General features: G+C 71.2%; 15 protein-coding genes. 5 read left to right on the plus strand and 10 right to left on the minus strand.

Features of this window, described 5'->3' with window-relative positions:
- Window positions 1–87: 87 nt before the first annotated feature.
- From AC27LF_RS35235 to AC27LF_RS35245, 3 genes are all read right to left on the minus strand, one after another.
- Entirely contained in the window at window positions 88–873 is a 786-nt protein-coding gene (locus tag AC27LF_RS35235) for an ATP synthase subunit B family protein (RefSeq protein WP_479660359.1), read from the minus strand.
- Window positions 874–951: 78 nt separating this feature from the next.
- A complete protein-coding gene (locus tag AC27LF_RS35240; RefSeq protein ID WP_479660360.1) occupies window positions 952–1,473 on the minus strand; it encodes a helix-turn-helix domain-containing protein in 522 nt (173 codons plus the stop codon).
- Between the two features lie 133 nt (window positions 1,474–1,606).
- The gene (locus tag AC27LF_RS35245; RefSeq protein ID WP_479660361.1) at window positions 1,607–1,978 is read right to left on the minus strand and encodes a VOC family protein; all 372 of its coding nucleotides are present in this window, start codon (window positions 1,976–1,978) and stop codon (window positions 1,607–1,609) included.
- A gap of 425 nt (window positions 1,979–2,403) precedes the next feature.
- On the opposite strand from AC27LF_RS35245, the gene AC27LF_RS35250 reads away from it, so the two are divergent.
- The 3 genes from AC27LF_RS35250 to AC27LF_RS35260 all read left to right on the plus strand — a co-directional run bounded on the left by AC27LF_RS35250 (window position 2,404) and on the right by AC27LF_RS35260 (window position 6,106).
- The gene (locus tag AC27LF_RS35250; RefSeq protein WP_479660362.1) at window positions 2,404–3,603 is read left to right on the plus strand and encodes an NAD(P)/FAD-dependent oxidoreductase; all 1,200 of its coding nucleotides are present in this window, start codon (window positions 2,404–2,406) and stop codon (window positions 3,601–3,603) included.
- A gap of 259 nt (window positions 3,604–3,862) precedes the next feature.
- Window positions 3,863–4,789 carry an RNA polymerase sigma-70 factor gene (locus AC27LF_RS35255; RefSeq protein ID WP_479660418.1) on the plus strand — a complete coding sequence of 309 codons (927 nt, stop codon included), beginning with the start codon at window positions 3,863–3,865 and terminating at the stop codon, window positions 4,787–4,789.
- Between the two features lie 474 nt (window positions 4,790–5,263).
- Window positions 5,264–6,106: a nitroreductase/quinone reductase family protein gene (locus AC27LF_RS35260; protein ID WP_479660363.1), complete on the plus strand. Its 843-nt coding sequence runs from the start codon at window positions 5,264–5,266 to the stop codon at window positions 6,104–6,106.
- A 125-nt stretch (window positions 6,107–6,231) separates the two neighbouring features.
- On the opposite strand, the gene AC27LF_RS35265 is transcribed toward AC27LF_RS35260, so the two are convergent.
- Together AC27LF_RS35265 and AC27LF_RS35270 are read right to left on the minus strand one after the other, a co-directional pair.
- Window positions 6,232–8,406: a phosphotransferase gene (locus tag AC27LF_RS35265; protein WP_479660364.1), complete on the minus strand. Its 2,175-nt coding sequence runs from the start codon at window positions 8,404–8,406 to the stop codon at window positions 6,232–6,234.
- A gap of 242 nt (window positions 8,407–8,648) precedes the next feature.
- Window positions 8,649–9,524 carry a GntR family transcriptional regulator gene (locus AC27LF_RS35270; RefSeq protein ID WP_479660365.1) on the minus strand — a complete coding sequence of 292 codons (876 nt, stop codon included), beginning with the start codon at window positions 9,522–9,524 and terminating at the stop codon, window positions 8,649–8,651.
- 169 nt (window positions 9,525–9,693) lie between these two features.
- On the opposite strand from AC27LF_RS35270, the gene AC27LF_RS35275 reads away from it, so the two are divergent.
- Window positions 9,694–9,876 (plus strand): hypothetical protein, encoded by a 183-nt coding sequence (locus AC27LF_RS35275; protein WP_479660366.1) that lies wholly within the window; start codon window positions 9,694–9,696, stop codon window positions 9,874–9,876.
- On the opposite strand, the gene AC27LF_RS35280 is transcribed toward AC27LF_RS35275, so the two are convergent.
- On the minus strand, window positions 9,867–10,703 hold the full coding sequence (locus AC27LF_RS35280) for an HAD family hydrolase (protein ID WP_479660367.1): 837 nt from the start codon (window positions 10,701–10,703) through the stop codon (window positions 9,867–9,869). The two genes, AC27LF_RS35275 and AC27LF_RS35280, sit on opposite strands and share 10 nt — an antisense overlap.
- The gene (locus AC27LF_RS35285) at window positions 10,652–11,530 is read right to left on the minus strand and encodes a GntR family transcriptional regulator (protein ID WP_479660368.1); all 879 of its coding nucleotides are present in this window, start codon (window positions 11,528–11,530) and stop codon (window positions 10,652–10,654) included. Before AC27LF_RS35285 ends, AC27LF_RS35280 begins: the two co-directional genes overlap by 52 nt.
- 157 nt (window positions 11,531–11,687) lie before the next feature.
- Here AC27LF_RS35285 and AC27LF_RS35290 point away from each other — a divergent pair, with 157 nt between their 5' ends.
- A complete protein-coding gene (locus tag AC27LF_RS35290) occupies window positions 11,688–11,876 on the plus strand; it encodes a hypothetical protein (RefSeq protein WP_479660369.1) in 189 nt (62 codons plus the stop codon).
- On the opposite strand, the gene AC27LF_RS35295 is transcribed toward AC27LF_RS35290, so the two are convergent.
- From AC27LF_RS35295 to AC27LF_RS35305, 3 genes are all read right to left on the minus strand, one after another.
- On the minus strand, window positions 11,871–12,779 hold the full coding sequence (locus tag AC27LF_RS35295; RefSeq protein WP_479660370.1) for a GntR family transcriptional regulator: 909 nt from the start codon (window positions 12,777–12,779) through the stop codon (window positions 11,871–11,873). The two genes, AC27LF_RS35290 and AC27LF_RS35295, sit on opposite strands and share 6 nt — an antisense overlap.
- Window positions 12,780–13,125: 346 nt before the next feature.
- Complete coding sequence (locus tag AC27LF_RS35300) at window positions 13,126–14,358, minus strand: GNAT family N-acetyltransferase (protein WP_479660371.1); 1,233 nt, start codon at window positions 14,356–14,358, stop codon at window positions 13,126–13,128.
- Between the two features lie 261 nt (window positions 14,359–14,619).
- The gene (locus tag AC27LF_RS35305; protein ID WP_479660372.1) at window positions 14,620–15,237 is read right to left on the minus strand and encodes an RsiG family protein; all 618 of its coding nucleotides are present in this window, start codon (window positions 15,235–15,237) and stop codon (window positions 14,620–14,622) included.
- Window positions 15,238–15,317: the final 80 nt, after the last annotated feature.

Genomic DNA, 15,317 nt, shown 5'->3' on the forward strand with positions numbered 1-15,317 from the left:
GTTCTTTCCCGACTCCTACGCGGCAACCGTACCCGTACAACGGGCCGGACACCCCAAGGGTGCCCGGCCCGTGCGCGAGAACGCCCCTTACTTGGCCGGCGGCGTGCTCTTCTTGACCGCCGGCTTCTGGGCCGGGGAGGTCTTCTGGGCCGGGGACGGCTTGTCGACCGGGGCGGTGGCCCGCTGGGCCGGGGACGCCTTCTGGGCCGGAGACGTCTTCGGGGCCGGGGTCCGCTCCGCGGGCGCCTTCTCGGCCGGGGCCTTCTTCGCCACCGGCTTCCTCGCCGGCGCGGGCGCGGGCGCGGCCTGGGCCGCGGCGGGCTTCGGCTCGGCCTTGACCGTCACCCGCTGCGGCTCCGGCTCGACGGCGACGGCCAGGTCCTCGATCTCCTCAGCGGCCTCGCCGCGCCAGGTCCGCACCGCCTGCTCGCCGTGCTCGGCGACCTTCTCGTAGGTCTCGCGGGCCTTGACGGCGTACTCGGCGGCGACGCCGACGCCGCGCAGGGCGAGGTCCTGAGCGGACTCGCCGAGCTTCTTCAGATCGGCGTCGAGGGTGCTGCCGAGCTTCTTCAGGTCGCCGTCGAGGGTGCCGAAGAGCTCGTTGACCTTGGCCTGAAGGCTCACCTGGGCTTCCCTGGCCTTGCTCTGGAGGGTTTCCTGCGCTTCCTTGGCCCGCAGGGCGGCCCGCTCCTGCACGGCCTTCGGGTCGGTGTTGCGCACGGCCTCGATACGGGCCGGGGCCTCGCTGCGCAGCTGCTCCACCAGGCCGGGGACCTTCTTGGCCTGCTGGAGGGCCAGGTCCGCGGTGCCGGCGGCGAAGTACAGCGGGGTCGGATCGCTGAGGGTCTTGCGCAGATCGTCGGTGATGGCCATGGTGATGGTCCTCCCGGATTCACGTTCGGCTGAGGGTTGTGTGGTCCCGCGGCGGGGCGGCCGGTGCCCTGGTCCGGCTCAACCGGCCGTCCGCTGCGGGTCGGCGTCACTGCCGTCGTCCGTGCGGGTGTCCCGCACGGCGATGTCACCGTGCGGGTCTTCGCGTCCGTCGCTCCCGTCGGCACCCGCCCGCGCGTCCACCGCACCGCGGCCGGCTCCTGCGCCGCCGTCGGTGGCGCCGCCTTCGCCCCGGAATCCGTTCTCCTTGCGGAAGGACTCGTAGATCTGCAGCAGCACCTGCTTCTGCCGTTCGTCGAGGGTGGGGTCGGCGAGGATGACGGCGCGCGTCTCCACCTCGTCGCGGTCCCGCTCGGCGTCGAGGATTCCGGCGCGGACGTACAGCGTCTCCGCGGAGATCCGCAGGGCCTTGGCGACCTGCTGCAACACCTCCGCGCTCGGCTTGCGCAGCCCGCGCTCGATCTGGCTCAGATACGGATTGGACACGCCGGCGGCGTCGGCGAGCTGCCGGAGCGAGAGCCGCGCGTTGCGGCGCTGCTCGCGCAGGTACTCCCCGAGGTTGCCGACGTTGAGCGATGCCATACGTCCACCTTGCCCCACTCCCGCTAACAATTGCAAGCACCCGCTTGCAAAAGTGCACCCCACCACACCACCCACACCCACCGACCAGGTGTCCGGCCGTCGGCCTGTTCGCTTCAGCCCGCTGACCCGGTGATCAGCGCGTGAGGATGCAGAAGGGATGGCCGGCGGGATCGGTGAGGACCCGCGCCTTGTCCCCGTGCGGCTGGTGATCCGGCTTGCCCGCGCCCAGCTCCAGCAGCCGGGCCTCGGCCTCGTCCAGGCTCTCCGCGACCTTGAAGCAGATGTGCAGTTGCTGGGGAACGATCTGGTCCGGCCAGCTCGGAGGCCGGTAGTCCTCGACCCGCTGGAATCCGATGAAGAGTCCGTCCTCACGGTTGAGACCGGCGAACTCGGCGTCCGACTTCGGGTGCGGTTCATAGCCGGTGGCCTGCTGGTAGAACGCCGCCAGAGCCAGCGGATCAGGGCAATCGAGTGTTATCGCGACCAATTCCATCTTCAGGGGCATGAGACCTCCGAGCCGATCAGTGGACTTCCGCGCACGCCGGCGGCTGGCTGCGGATGCGCGGGACGGGGAGGGCGTGTTCGTTCCGCCTCACCGCAAGCACAGCAGGTCGGGTCCGCACCATGCCAACGGGTATCCACTGGCGCCGCCTGGCCATGTCCGGCAACGAGAAGGCCACCTGGGCTTCCACGCCGAGTTCGTACGCCGGCTTCCCCGACGAAACCCTCTGCGCGTCGCGACCCAGCCGTGGTTCCTCCGCCGACGCCGCGACATCGCGCACCCGATCGAGGCCACACCACACACTCTGACGGGACACGGACCTCGCGCAGGACGAGCTGGCCGCTCTGGAGTGATGTGGGTCACTTGCTGTCAGGGGGAGTCGTCGGGCGGTGTCTTGGGGGCGTGGTTCGAGGGACGGAGGAGACGTCATGGTGGGGAACACCGAAGTGATCGTGATCGGCGGCGGATACGCCGGTGTCATGGCGGCCAGTCGCCTGACGCAGCGCGACGACGTGACGGTGACGCTGATCAACCCGCGCCCGGACTTCGTCGAACGGGTCCGGCTGCACCAACTGGTGAGCGGGACCCACGACGCGGTGGCCGACTACCGGAAGGTCCTGGCCGGCGGCGTCCGGCTGGTGGTCGACACGGTGACCCAGATCGACGCGGCCGAGCGCAGCGTGACATCGGCGGCCGGCCGTACGTACGGCTACGACTACCTGGTCTACGCGGTGGGCAGCGGCAGCGCCGCCCCGCGCGTGCCCGGAGCGGCCGAGTTCGCCCATCCGGTGGCCGGCCTTGAGGAGGCGCGGCGACTGCGGACGGCGCTCGACGCGACGCCCCCAACGGCCGCGGTGACGGTGGTCGGAGCCGGTCCGAGCGGCATCGAGACCGCCGCCGAACTGGCGGAGGAGGGCCGCACCGTGACCCTGGTCTGCGGCGGACCGCTCGGCCCCTATCTGCACCCCCGGGGCCGGCGCTCGGTCGCCGGGCGGCTGGCCCGGCTCGGGGTGACCGTGCTCGACGGCCCCGACACGAAGGTGACGGCGGTGACACGGGATGCCGTGCGGCTCGACGACGGCCGTACGGTGCCGAGCGCGGTGACCGTCTGGACCGCCGGGTTCGGCGTGCCGGACCTGGCCGCGCGCAGCGGGCTGAGCACCGATGCCGACGGCCGCCTCCTCACGGACGAGACACTGACGAGCGTGGACGACATCCGCATCGTCGCGGCCGGTGACTCGGCGGCGCCGTCGGACCTGCCGTTCCGGATGGGCTGCCAGTCGGCGATCCAGTTGGGCCCGCAGGCCGCCGAGACGGTGCTCAGCCGGATCGCGGGCAGGCGGCCCGCGCCCGTCAGCGTGGGGTTCGCCGGCCAGTGCATCAGCCTGGGGCGCCGCGCCGGTGTCTTCCAGTTCGCCCACAGGGACGACACCGCGATCGGGCTGCACCTCGGCGGACGCCCGGGCGCGAAGCTCAAGGAGGTCGTGTGCAGGAGCATCGTGTGGCAACTGGCGTACGAGGCGCGCAAGCCCGGTGTGCGCACCTGGTGGGCCAAGGACGACAAGCGCGCACAGCGGCTGCGGGCCAAGCGCTCCCAGGCCCCGGCCACCCCTGAACGAGCGGCCTAGGCACGGCACGCGCCGACGGCCGGTCCGGTGGGCCGTGCGCGGACGGCACGGGACGGTGTGCGGGCGGCGGCACCCTCGCCATGGGTGCCGCCACCCCTGCCCCGGTCGCGGACCGGGCGAACGGCCGGCGAGGACATCACCCACGAGAAAGGACCTTGCAGTGCACGCACCGCTTGACGGCCCTCGGCGACCGGGGCGGGCCGAGCAGGAGAACGGACCGGAGGTGGACGACCGGGCCGAGCGGGAGGACGGACCGGAGGTGGGCGGACCCGACGTGGGCGGACCCGAGGCGGGCGGCCGGGACGTCGATCCGGCGACCGCGGCCTTCCTCGCGCACCGCAACCTGCTCTTCACCGTCGCCTACGAAATGCTCGGGTCGGCGGCCGACGCGGAGGACGTCCTCCAGGAGACCTGGCTGCGCTGGGTCGGGGCCGACCTGGATCAGGTGCGCGACCGGCGCGCCTATCTGGTCCGGATCACCACCCGGCAGTCGCTCAACCGGCTGCGCGCCCTGAAGCGCCGCAAGGAGGCGTACGTCGGCCCCTGGCTGCCCGAGCCGCTGCTCACCGCGCCGGACGTGGCGGAGGACGTCGAGCTGGCCGAGAACCTGTCGATGGCGCTGATGCTCGTCCTCGAAACGCTGTCGCCGACCGAGCGCGCCGTCTTCGTGCTGCGCGAGGCCTTCGGCGTCGGCTACGACGAGATCGCGGCCGCCGTCGACAAGAGCCCCGCGGCCGTCCACCAGATCGCCCACCGCGCCCGCCGGCACGTGGACGCCCGCAGGCCCCGCCAGGCGGTCTCCGCGAGCGCCGCCCGGGCGGCCCTTGACGCCTTCCGGCGCGCGCTCGAAACCGGCGATCTCCAGGGGCTCCTCGATGTGCTGGCCCCCGACGTGGTGATGGTCAGCGACGGCGGAGGCATCAAGAGGGCCGCGCTGCGGCCGACCGTCGGCGCCGGCAAGGTGGCCCGTTTCATCGTCGGCCGCATCGGCAAGGCCGGTGTCACGATCACCGGCGACGCCACCGTGGTCAACGGCAACCCGGCGCTTCTCGTGCGCGTGGACGGCGAGTTCGACGGCGTCGTCGCGATCCGTGTGGAGGGCGCCCGCATCAGTGGCCTCTACTACGTCCGCAATCCGGAGAAACTGACCCGAGTGACATCCGAAACCCCCCTCACCCTCCACTGACCTGACCACCGGGCACCGGTCTCAGCTCGCCGTCGTGTTCAGCCAGTCCCGCAGCGCGCCGAAGTCCGCGTCCGTGACGCCGTACCGGTGCTCGACGCGATAGAGGAGGACGGGGGCGGGGTGCCGCGTGGCGACCCACGCTTGCGTCCCGCTCGTACTCGGGATACGGGTCGGGCGCCCCGAAGGGGAGCAGCGTCCCGTCGATGTCGAGGAAGAGAAGCATCGAGCCCAGGATGCGGCATGGCGCACGGCGTCGGCGAGGGGTGAGGGGGTGGTGGAGGTGGGTGAAGAGGCGGTAACGTCCGGGACATGACTGCCGGGTCGGCCTTGGGCCGTGAGCGAGTTGGGTGCCCGGCCTCTGAGTGAGGCCGCACGTCCCCGCGGCCGACGGGGCCCGGGGCAGGGCGAGGGGCCCGCCCGTTTTCTTCTCTGCACCACGAAAACCCACCGCGGAGAAGAAAGAGAGAACACAGCGTGCCCCATGACGTCAACCAACGGATCATCGAAGAGTTCCGCGCCCACCACGGCCGCCTGAGCGGCCCTTTCGAAGGCGCCCGCATGCTCCTGCTCACCACGACGGGCGCCCGCACCGGCACCCGGCACACCACCCCGGTCGGCTACCTCCCGGACGGCGGCGACCGGGTCCTGGTGATCGCGTCGGCGGGCGGCTCCCCCAGGCACCCGGACTGGTACCACAATCTCCTCGCGCACCCCCGGGTGACCGTCGAGAGCGGGGTGTTCACCTACGAGGCGGAGGCGGTCGTCCTGCGCGGCGGGGAACGGGACGCGGCCTTCGCGCGGGCGGTGGAGGCCGACCCGGGCTGGGCGGAGTACCAGGAGAAGACGGACCGGGTGATTCCGGTGGTCGCCCTGCACGAGATCGCCAAGGCCGGCCCGCCGGAGGTGAGCGCGGCCTCGCCGGGCGAGGCGATCCGGCTGATCCATGACGTCTTCCGGCGCGAACTCGCCCTGATCCGGGCGGAGCTGGACCGGGGGAACGGGTCCACGCTGGGCGCGCAGCTGCGGGTGAACTGTCTGACCCTGTGCCAGGGCCTGCACAACCACCACCAGGGCGAGGACGTCGCCCTGTTCCCGCAACTCGCCGCCCGGCACCCCGGATTCGCTTCGGCGCGCGAACGGCTGGTCCGTGAGCACGAGCGGATCGCCGAGCTGGCCGGGGAGTTGCGCCGTGCGGTCTCGACGCGTGACCCGGCCGCCGCGCGCGCGGAGGTGCTGCGCCTGACCCAGGAGCTGGAGGCCCATCTGGCCTACGAGGAGGAGCAGTTGCTGCCGCTCCTCGAAACCCCGGTGGCCTGACCATGGTCACTGCTGAGCCGCATCGCTGCCCGTCACACCGCTGACGGTTCGTACCACTGCTCCGCCGCGCCCCTGCCCGCCCGCAGGGCTGCCCCCTCGCGCCGCACCCCGGCCGGGAGGCCCCGTCAGGCCAGGGCGCGGGCCAGGTACGGGTTCGCGGTGGGGCGGGTCGGCAGGCCGAGGGATCCGGTCGCCGCGGCCAGCGTCATGGCGTACGAGTCCACGGCCCGGCGGACGTTGGGCGCGTCCAGGCTCGCGCCGGTCACCAGGCGGTCGAGGTCGACGTACGCCGACCGTACGATCTCGATCCACCGGTACACCCGCCAGTCCCTCCGCCAGTCGACGGTGTGCCGCTCGGGCAGCCGCTCCTCCCAGCGGCGGAACATGCGGTCGCGGATCTCCGGCCGGGTCGGGGTGAGATGCATGTGCCGGACCAGGTCGTAGAGCGGGTCGCCGACGACGGCCATCTCCCAGTCGATGAGGGTCAGCGCCAGCGCGTCCTCGCGGCGGACCAGGTTCCAGGGGTTCAGGTCGCCGTGCAGCAGGGCGGGCTCACGGTGGCTCACGGTGTGCCGGGCCAGGATCTGCCGCAGCCGGGGTGCGTCGGGCAGTCCGAGCAGCCGGGCGAGCTGCTGGGACTCCTTGGGCAGCTCCCCCACCAGCAGGACGAGTTGTTCGCACAGCCAGTGGTAGAACCCGCCCTCGCCCGCGGCCGGGTCGAGCGCCTTGTAGTTCACCTGCGTCAGGGCGCCGAGCTGGTCCACGAGCCGGTCCGCCTCGTGCGGCAGCAGTCCGTGCACCGGGTGGTTGGGGGGCTGGTCGGTGCGGCGCGGTCCTTCGTAGGTGTGGATGGCGAACCTTTCTCCCTGGTAGCCGGTTCCCAGGGCGAGGAACTTGGGTGCGGACACGCCGACCCGGGACAGTTCGATGGCCCGCAGGACGGCGTGCTCGCTCAGGAAGCCGCGCTCGCGCCGGCAGACGTTGGCCACCTTGCGCCGTACCACGACGGGGAAGCCGATGCCCGGCACCCGCACCACGGAATTGAGGTGGCCGGTCCCCTTGAAGACGCGGCTGGCCGGCGCGGCGCCCTCCGCGAACAGGGCCGGGCGCACGGCGGAACGGGGGAAGTCGGGGTGCTCGGGCGCCCGCAGGTCGGGGTTCCAGTCGCTGACCTTCGCGGACAGGCCGAGGCCGCCGTTGCGGGCGGCACGCCAGCGGAACAGGATCCGCTCGATCTCCCGCTCGTCCGGCACGTTGCGGAGCCTGAGCGGTTCGGCCGCCGCCTCCAGGGCGCGGCGCACCGCGGCGGTCGCGTCGTCCAGGCTCTTCTGGTCGGGTGCGGCCTGGAGCCGGTTGGCGGCCCGCATCACGTCCGGGTAGACGGACTGCGCGCGTTCGAAGGCGATGTAGTGGCGCAGGTCCTTGCCCAGGCCGCTCACGGCCGCGGGGCGGATCAGCCGCATGGCGTCCGCCCAGGCGTCGATCACCTCGCCCCACTGATGGGACGGGTACTGCATGCGCACGAGGTGGGTGGCGAGGTCGTGCAGCGGATCGCCGTAGGTGGCCAGTTCCCAGTCGACGCAGATGAGGGGCGGGAGCCCGCTGTACGACATGATCAGGTTGTCGCGGTGCAGATCGGCGTGGAGCAGGCTGTACGGCCTGCGGGCCATGGCGGGCACCCGCTCGGCCAGCCGGATCAGGGCGTCCTCGGGAATGCCCAGCGCGGTGAGCAGCCCACCGAAGGCCCGCCAATTGGGCTGCCTGATCTGCCGGTCCGCCAGGTGCGCCAGGGTCTGCAGGAAGCCTTGGCTGTCCTTGTCGTTGCGCGGCCACAGGGCCGGCAGCGGCGGCAGCGCCTCCCGCCGTACCTGGGCCATCTGGGCGAGCAGGCCGGCCAGCGCCTTGATGAGCAGGGTGTCGACGGGCTTGCCGTTGTCGCACACGCTGGACAGGGGGATGCCCTCGACGTAGCTGTGGATGGCGTAGCCGTCGCCCTTGGCGAGGCATTCCGGGACGTGCGGCAGGATGCCCCGCAGAGCGTCAAGGATCTCCGCCTCGTCCTGCCAGGTCCTGATCACCACGGGCAGCGCGTCGGCCCGGCGGATCCGTACGGTCACCGAGGTGCCGACCTCGCGGCCCAGCAGCCGGGCCACGTCGTCGGCCAGCGGCAGGACGTAGTTCTGGTTGTGGTGTCCGCTGCTCGCCTGTCCCAGGTCCGCGGCCCGCTCCACGAAGACGCCGACGGCGTCTGATCCGGCGCGTTCCCCGTAGTGCCGATGGGGAAGAGGGGGTGCGCCCACTGGCCGCTCCGGGTGACTCGCAGGAGGGACGAAAGGTATGCCACACAGTAATGGCGGGTGCTGACGGGCACGACCGGAGTCAGATGTGAGTACGCACAACGGGTGGTTGGGGTGCCACTCTGCACGTTCAGGTCGTTCGGGTCGTTCTGGACGGATCGGTTCGCCGTCCCTTGGGCGACGGAGCCGTCGTCCGGCGGTGCGCGAATGGTAGCGCACCCGCCTGCCCCTCCCCGGCAGCGGCGCTATTCGGCGAGCTTGTTCCAGACCGAGTCGAACCACGACTGCATGCCGGCCACGAACACCGAACCCGACGAGTTCGGGTCGGCGTCCGTGACGTGGTGGGTCAGGGTGGCGCCGAGCCCGAGGACGTCCAGGGCGGTGATCACCTCGCCGGTGTCCAGCTCCATCTGACGTTCGATCACGTCGTACATGCCGTGCAGCGCCTCGGTGCCGTTGAGCAGATAGAGCTTGAAGGCCGGGACCAGCGGTACGTGGCGGATCTGCACGTCGACCGAGTCCACCAGCTCCTCGGTGGACAGGTCCTTCACCAGGCCGCGCAGCGAGTCCGTGTGGCGGCGGCTGATGGCCGTCAGGCGCACTCTGGGGCGCTCGTCGGCCGGGTCGTCCTTGACCCGTGGATACGGCAGCCGCAGCCCTTCGGAGGGCAGCAGCATGCGCAGGGCGATGCGCTCCGGGTGGATGAAGCCGCCGCGGATGCGCTCCACCTGGAGCCGGATGTGGGCGTCCAGCGACTCGGACGTCAAGGTGTAGACGTCCAGGGTGACTTCAGGCCGCTCGAACGCCTCGCTGATGAGCGGGCCGAGTGTCACGCCCCGGCTGGTGCGGGTTGCCCTGGGCGTCGGGGAGTGTATGCGCTGGGTCTTGGCCACACGCCAGCCGCTGCCCTGCCGGGAGGCGATCCAGTTCTCGCTGGCCAGTTCCCGCAGCGCCCGCTGGACCGTGTCCCGGGAGACGTCGAACTCCTCGGCGAGGTCGCGTTCGGAGGGCAGGAAGGAGCGCAGCGGATAGGTGCCGTCGGTGATCCGGGTCCGCAGTTCGTCGGAGACCCGCTGGAACTTCCGGCCTCCGCCGCTGTCACCGGTGTGTTGCGCGTCCACGACTCGACCGTACCGCTTTCGGGCCACTGACAAACCAATTCCCCCCTCAGAACGACGCATTGGCCGGTTGGTTAAGCAATCAGCCAACTGGGGCAGACCATCATCAGGCAACCAGTCCAATTGGACTGATCATGGATGGGACGCCGAAACTGGATAGGGGGTGGCGGGCATGCTTCTGCCTCAGGTCACCGGGGCGCTCCTCGAACTCTTCCTCGGCATGGCGGCACAGGCGAGGCTCGGGCTCGTGGGCGTGCTGCTGCTGATGACGGTGGGCGTGGGCATACGGGCACAGCGGGTGGGTCTTGCGGTCGGGACCGCCGTGGTGTTCACCCTGCTGATGACTCAGGCCTGAGCCCGCACCAGGGCCAGGATCGTCGACAGTGAGTGCACGACGGCCGTGGCGCCCGCGTCACGGAGGATCTTCTCCTTGCGGTCGTTACGCGCGTAGCCCAGGAACGGAACCTTGGCGGCGTCCGCGGCGGCGAGGTCCGAGGGGGTGTCGCCGATCATCAGGGCCGCCGAGGGAGCCGCGCCCATGGTGCTCAGGGCCCGGTTCAGGCAGTGCGGGTCCGGCTTCAGGTGCTGGAGTTCCTGGGTACGGCCGTAGACGTGCGGGACGAAACAGGAGGTGAGGCCGCGGCTCAGCAGGTATTCACGCACCACACGCGGGGAGTTGTTGGTGGCGATGGCGAGCCGGGAGCCGACCGCCGTCCAGGTGCGGATCAGCGGGTCGGCGTATGCGGTGGGCATCGCCGTGGCCGTGGCCCGCAGCTCCTCCTGGGTCAGGCGCTCCTCAAGCTCGGCGACCAGGTCGCTGCCGGGGTGTCTGCGGTCCACGGCGCGCAGCACGACGTGCGGATCCAGGGACTGCCGTTCCGGAGCCGTGAGCAGTCCGTGCAGGCCGCGTCCCTCCAGCCACTCCACGAGGTCGACCGCCACGCGCTCCGCCGTGTGTCCGGCGAACAGCCGGCAGATCGGCCCGTCGAAGTCCCAGAGCACGACGCGGGCGCCCTCGATCAGCTCCCTCAGCTGCTCGGTCGCCTCCAGGGTGGCGTGCTGGATCCCGCTCGCGCTGTCATTTTCGGTCCCGGATGTCACCGGTTCGGTCTGCGTCGTATCAGAAGTCACTAGGAGAGTGTCAGGTCCGAGGTGATGGTTTCCCAGAGGGCGTCGAACCACTTCTGCGATTGCTCCACGAACGCGGCGTCCCGCTGCCCGGCCCGCTTCTCGAAGGAGAACAGGACGGACTTGGAACCCAGGGTGTCGTACATCTCCAGCGTTCCGCTGTCCGTGGGCTCCTCGCGGCGCGCGACCATGTAGTAGCCGATCAGCGCCTCCGCCCCGTTGAGCAGGTACAGCTTCACCGGCGGGGTGAACGGCAGCGCACGGAACGTGACGTGTACGTCGACGTCGTGCGTGGAGCGCAGCGAGTGCAGGTTGTACGTCAGGACCTGCCCCTGGGCATTGCGCATCGCCAGCCAGCGCTGGTGGACCGGGTCCTCCTCGCCGCGCCCCTCGACCGGGACCGGGAAGGCCAGGTTGATGTCCCTGGACGGCAGCAGGATGCGTACGTCGAGCTTCTCCGGGCGGATGCGGCCCTCATGGATCTGGCGCAGGGGCTCGCTCATCGCCAGCATCAGGGTCTCGGCGGTGAGACAGACGGCGTCGACGCGCACGCGGGGCGCCGAGAACGCCTCCGCCAGCCGGGGGCCCAGTCCGACCATGGTCGGCTGGGGCTCGTCACGCGCGGGCGCCGGCTCGGCGACCCGCGGCGGGCTGCCCTTGCTGACGTTGCTGAGCAGGCCGTCGTCCTGGAGCACGCGCAGCGCCTGGCGCACGGCGCCGCGCTCCACGCCGAACTCCTCGGCCAGCTCGGCCTGGGTGGGCAGCCGGTCGCCGGCCTTCAGCTCTCCGACGCGGATACGTTCCCGCAGGGTGTCCGCGATCTCCTGGGGAGTGAGCCTGTTGCTGCCGTTCACTGCCACGTTCTCCTGGGTCACGACCAAACGCTACAACTTCGATCCATCTAACGGGAGTTGCCAAGAAGTTGTTTATGGATAGTAGCCAAGTGGGGACAACCTAAGCAGAGTTGGTTGCCAACTTGGCCGAGTTGGCTGAATTGGCGGAAGTTTTGCTTCCTGGCAACCCGAAGGGGGAACCACCGTGCCCGCCCTCGCTCTCATCTCCGCCGTGTTCGTCGTCGGCTTCGAACAGCTCGTGCAATGGAAGTACGGTGCCACCGGCATGGCCGGCCTGCTGCTGCTCACCATAGGCGTCAAGGCGAAGAGCCCGGCGGTCAGCTCGGCCGGCGCGGTGCTGCTCGCCGTCCTGCTGGCCGGTCCCGCCCTATGACGACAGCTGCAACTCCGAACTGATCGTCTCCCACAGCGCGTTGAACCAGAGATGGGACTGCTCGACGAACGTCGTGTCCCGCAGCCCGGCACCCTGCTCGAAGCCGAACAGCATCGACCGGGTGCCGTCGGAGTCGTACATCTCCAGATGCTCGTGCTCGATCTCCCGCTCGCGCCGGGACAGCGTGTAGTAAGCGAACAGCGCCTCCGCGCCGTTGAGCAGGTACAGCTTCACCGGCGGGGTGAACGGCAGCGCACGGAACGTGACATGTACGTCGATGCCGTGCGTGGCGCGCAGCGCCAGCAGGTTGTGCTGCAACACCTGGCCCTGCGCATTGCGCTGGGCCAGCCAGCGGCGGTGCAGCAGGCCCGCGGCCGACGCCTCCACCGGGGCCGGGAAGGCGAGGTCGATGTCCCGGCTGGGCAGCAGGACGCGGACGTCGACCTTGGCCGGTTTCAATCGGCCGGCGTGGATCTGACGCAGCGGCTCGCCGATCGCCAGCGTGAGCGATACGGAGGTCAGGCACAGGGCGTCGATCTCGACGTGCGGAGCCGCGAAGGCGGCCGCCACCCGGGACGCGAGGGCCACCATGGTGGGCTGCGGAGCGGCCGCGGGACCGGCCGGGACGCGGCCGAGGCCCAGGTCGGGGGCCACGGTGGCGGGTGCGCCCTTGGAGACGTTGGTGAGCAGGCGTTCCGACTGCAGGATGCGCAACGCCTGCCGTACAGCGCCGCGCTCCACGCCGAACTCGTCGGCCAGCCTGGCCTGGGTGGGCATGCGCTGGCCTGGGCGGAGCACGCCTGACTTGATCCTGGCGCGCAACTCGTCGGCCACCTCGTGGTGTGACTTCTGTGGCCGCTGTGACCTCTCCCGCTCAGTGGCGGGGGCGTGTTCCGGGTCCACGAAGAAACCCTACAACTTCCCGCCATCTTTCGGCAGTTCATGGGAAGGTGGTTATGAGCCGCTTCCAAGCGGAGATAAGTACAGTGAAGTTGGTAGCCAACTTAGGCAACCTGGTCATACTTCCCGGTGGTTGGCCGACCGGGCTCCCTTCCGGAGGGGAGCCGGGAGCCTGGTCGGTCCGGCTCGACCGTGTATCGAACCGCCGCCGCCGGAGCACAGCCACAACTGAACACCGACAACTGAACGATCGCGGCCCAGCAGCCGTACAGCACAGTCACAACTGAACAAGCTCGCTACGGATGAACACAGACAAACACGGTAAACACGGTCGGCCGGCAGGAAGGAGTCAGAAGAGGTCCGGGCACCACGGTCGCCCGGGCGTGTGCAGCAGGGCGTCGGCCATCTGGGCGGCGCCCTCTCGTACGTCCCGGACACGGCCCAGCGCCAGCAGCCGCACGGCCGACTCGTCACCGAGCCACAGCGTGGCCAACTCGGCTATGTCCAGGACCAGTTCCGCGTCGTCGTCGGTCGGTGTGCAGCTCGCGCCGGCCGGCGAGGCGGCCAGCCGGAAACGGCCGCCCGCGATGCCCTGCCGGTCGACGACCTCCAGCACCAGCGTGCCGGTGCCGGCGTACGTACGGGCCTCCAGCGCCCGTACCACGTCCAGGACGCGCACCCACAGCCAGTCCGCGTGGGTCGTGACCCGGGCCGCGCGCGGGTCCGGCAGCAGCAGCGGAAGCAGGTCGTCCGGTGCGCGCATGCCGCTCTTGACCTTGGTGATCCAGTCGATCGAGCACAGGTAGTGCCACAGGGCGCGCTCGGCCGCCGGGGTCGAGGCGATCAGCCAGTTCACATCGGCGGTGTTCTGCGGCTGCTTGCCGTGCCAGACGTCGTCGGCCTGGTACGAGACCAGGCCCTGCACGTCGCCGGAGGCGGAGCGGTAGGCGACGTAGTACGGCTCGGTCCAGTCGTTGAAGCGTACGGCGCCCGTGTTGGCCTGCCACCACAGGTCGTCGCGGCTCACCGCGCCGGGCCGGGCACGGCGTACGCGCTCGTGCAGCTCCGGGCCCGCCTTGCGGACCTCGGCCGCGTCCACCAGGTCGATACGGGCGCCGTCCGCCGGGCCCGACCAGCGGGGGTCGAGGCCGGCGCGGGGCACGTCGACCGTCCACTCCGTGGTCCAGGTCGCGGGGCCGAAGCCGTAGCGGCCGTAGATCGGGTACTCGGCGGCGATGAGCGTCGCGACGACGTCACCGCGGTCCTTCGCCGCGGCCAGGTCCAGGCTCATCATGCGGGTGAGCAGGCCGCGGCGGCGGTGCGTGGGGGACACGGTCACATTGGAGATCGCGTCCGCGGGGACGGTGGCGCCGCCGACCGCGGTGATCTCCTGGGTGAAGGAGCGGAACGTGGCGACACAGCGGTCGCCGTCGAAGGCGCCCAAGAGGCGGCCGGGGACGAACTGGGGGCGGCGCGCCTCCAGTTGCTCGGGGGTCGGGGTGGGCGGGCGCAGGAAGCCGGTGTTCAGGGCGCGGTGCCAGTCGGGCAGCTCGGCCTCGGTGACGGGGCGGACGTCGGTCATGGGGTCACGGTAGGTGCGGGGCGCTCCGCTGTCTCGACGTTTTCCGCCCACCCACCCACCCGACTCGCCCCTCCACACAGTCACCCCCACGGGGCTCCGCCCCGGACCCCGTCACCCCACGCAAGCGCCCCGCCGCGCGGCCCCGGCACCGGACGACCACCCCCACCCGGAAGCAACCGCCCCACCACCCCCACGCAGCCCGCGGGGCCCGCCCCGAACCCCCCGGACCCCGTCACCTCGGGGCCGTGGAAGGCCCCGGGGTCAGAGGAGGAGGTCGTCCACCTGGGCCTCGCCGTCTCGGTAGCGGCGGGTGATTTCCGCGCCGCAGTCGTCCGCCGTGCGCTGGAGGTGGTGGCGGCGGCGGGACGCCTGCCGTTCGTAGCGGACGAGCCGGCCCATCGCCGTGCTGAGTTCCTGGTCCGTGCGGGCCGTGAGGTCGGACAACTCGACCTCGGCGAGCATGTCCGCGGCCAGCCGCCGGTACTCCTCGCCGTGCGGCGTGCCCACCGTGACATGGCGGGCCGAGGAACGCTGCCGGGCAGGCGCGTCGGTAAGGATCTCTGGGAGGCGGTCGACCACGGAGGCCGCCTCGGCCGCGGCGACCGACGCCGGCCCCCGCCGGGCCAGCTCCGCGCGCAGGATGTCGATCCGCCCCTGGAGCAGCCGCCGTACGTAACTGAGGTCCGCCTCGTCGCGCTGGGCGTCCCGGCGCAGGGCGCGCAGCTCGGGCAGGCTCAGCAGGGTCAGGTCGTGCTCCGGAGCGTCCGGGTCCAGCGTCGGGCTGTCGTTGCGCTGGACGGGCGGCCGGTGCGTCTCCTGCCCGCCCGCCAGGGCGGCCGCGATCGCACCGGGCGGCTGTCCGGTACTCGGTGTGCTCATGTGCCTCTACCGTCCCCTCGACCGGCGTACGGGAGCATCGTGCCACCCCAAGTGGCCGCTCTGCGGCCGAGTTGCCCCCG

It is taken from the genome of Streptomyces diversicolor (assembly GCF_057537855.1).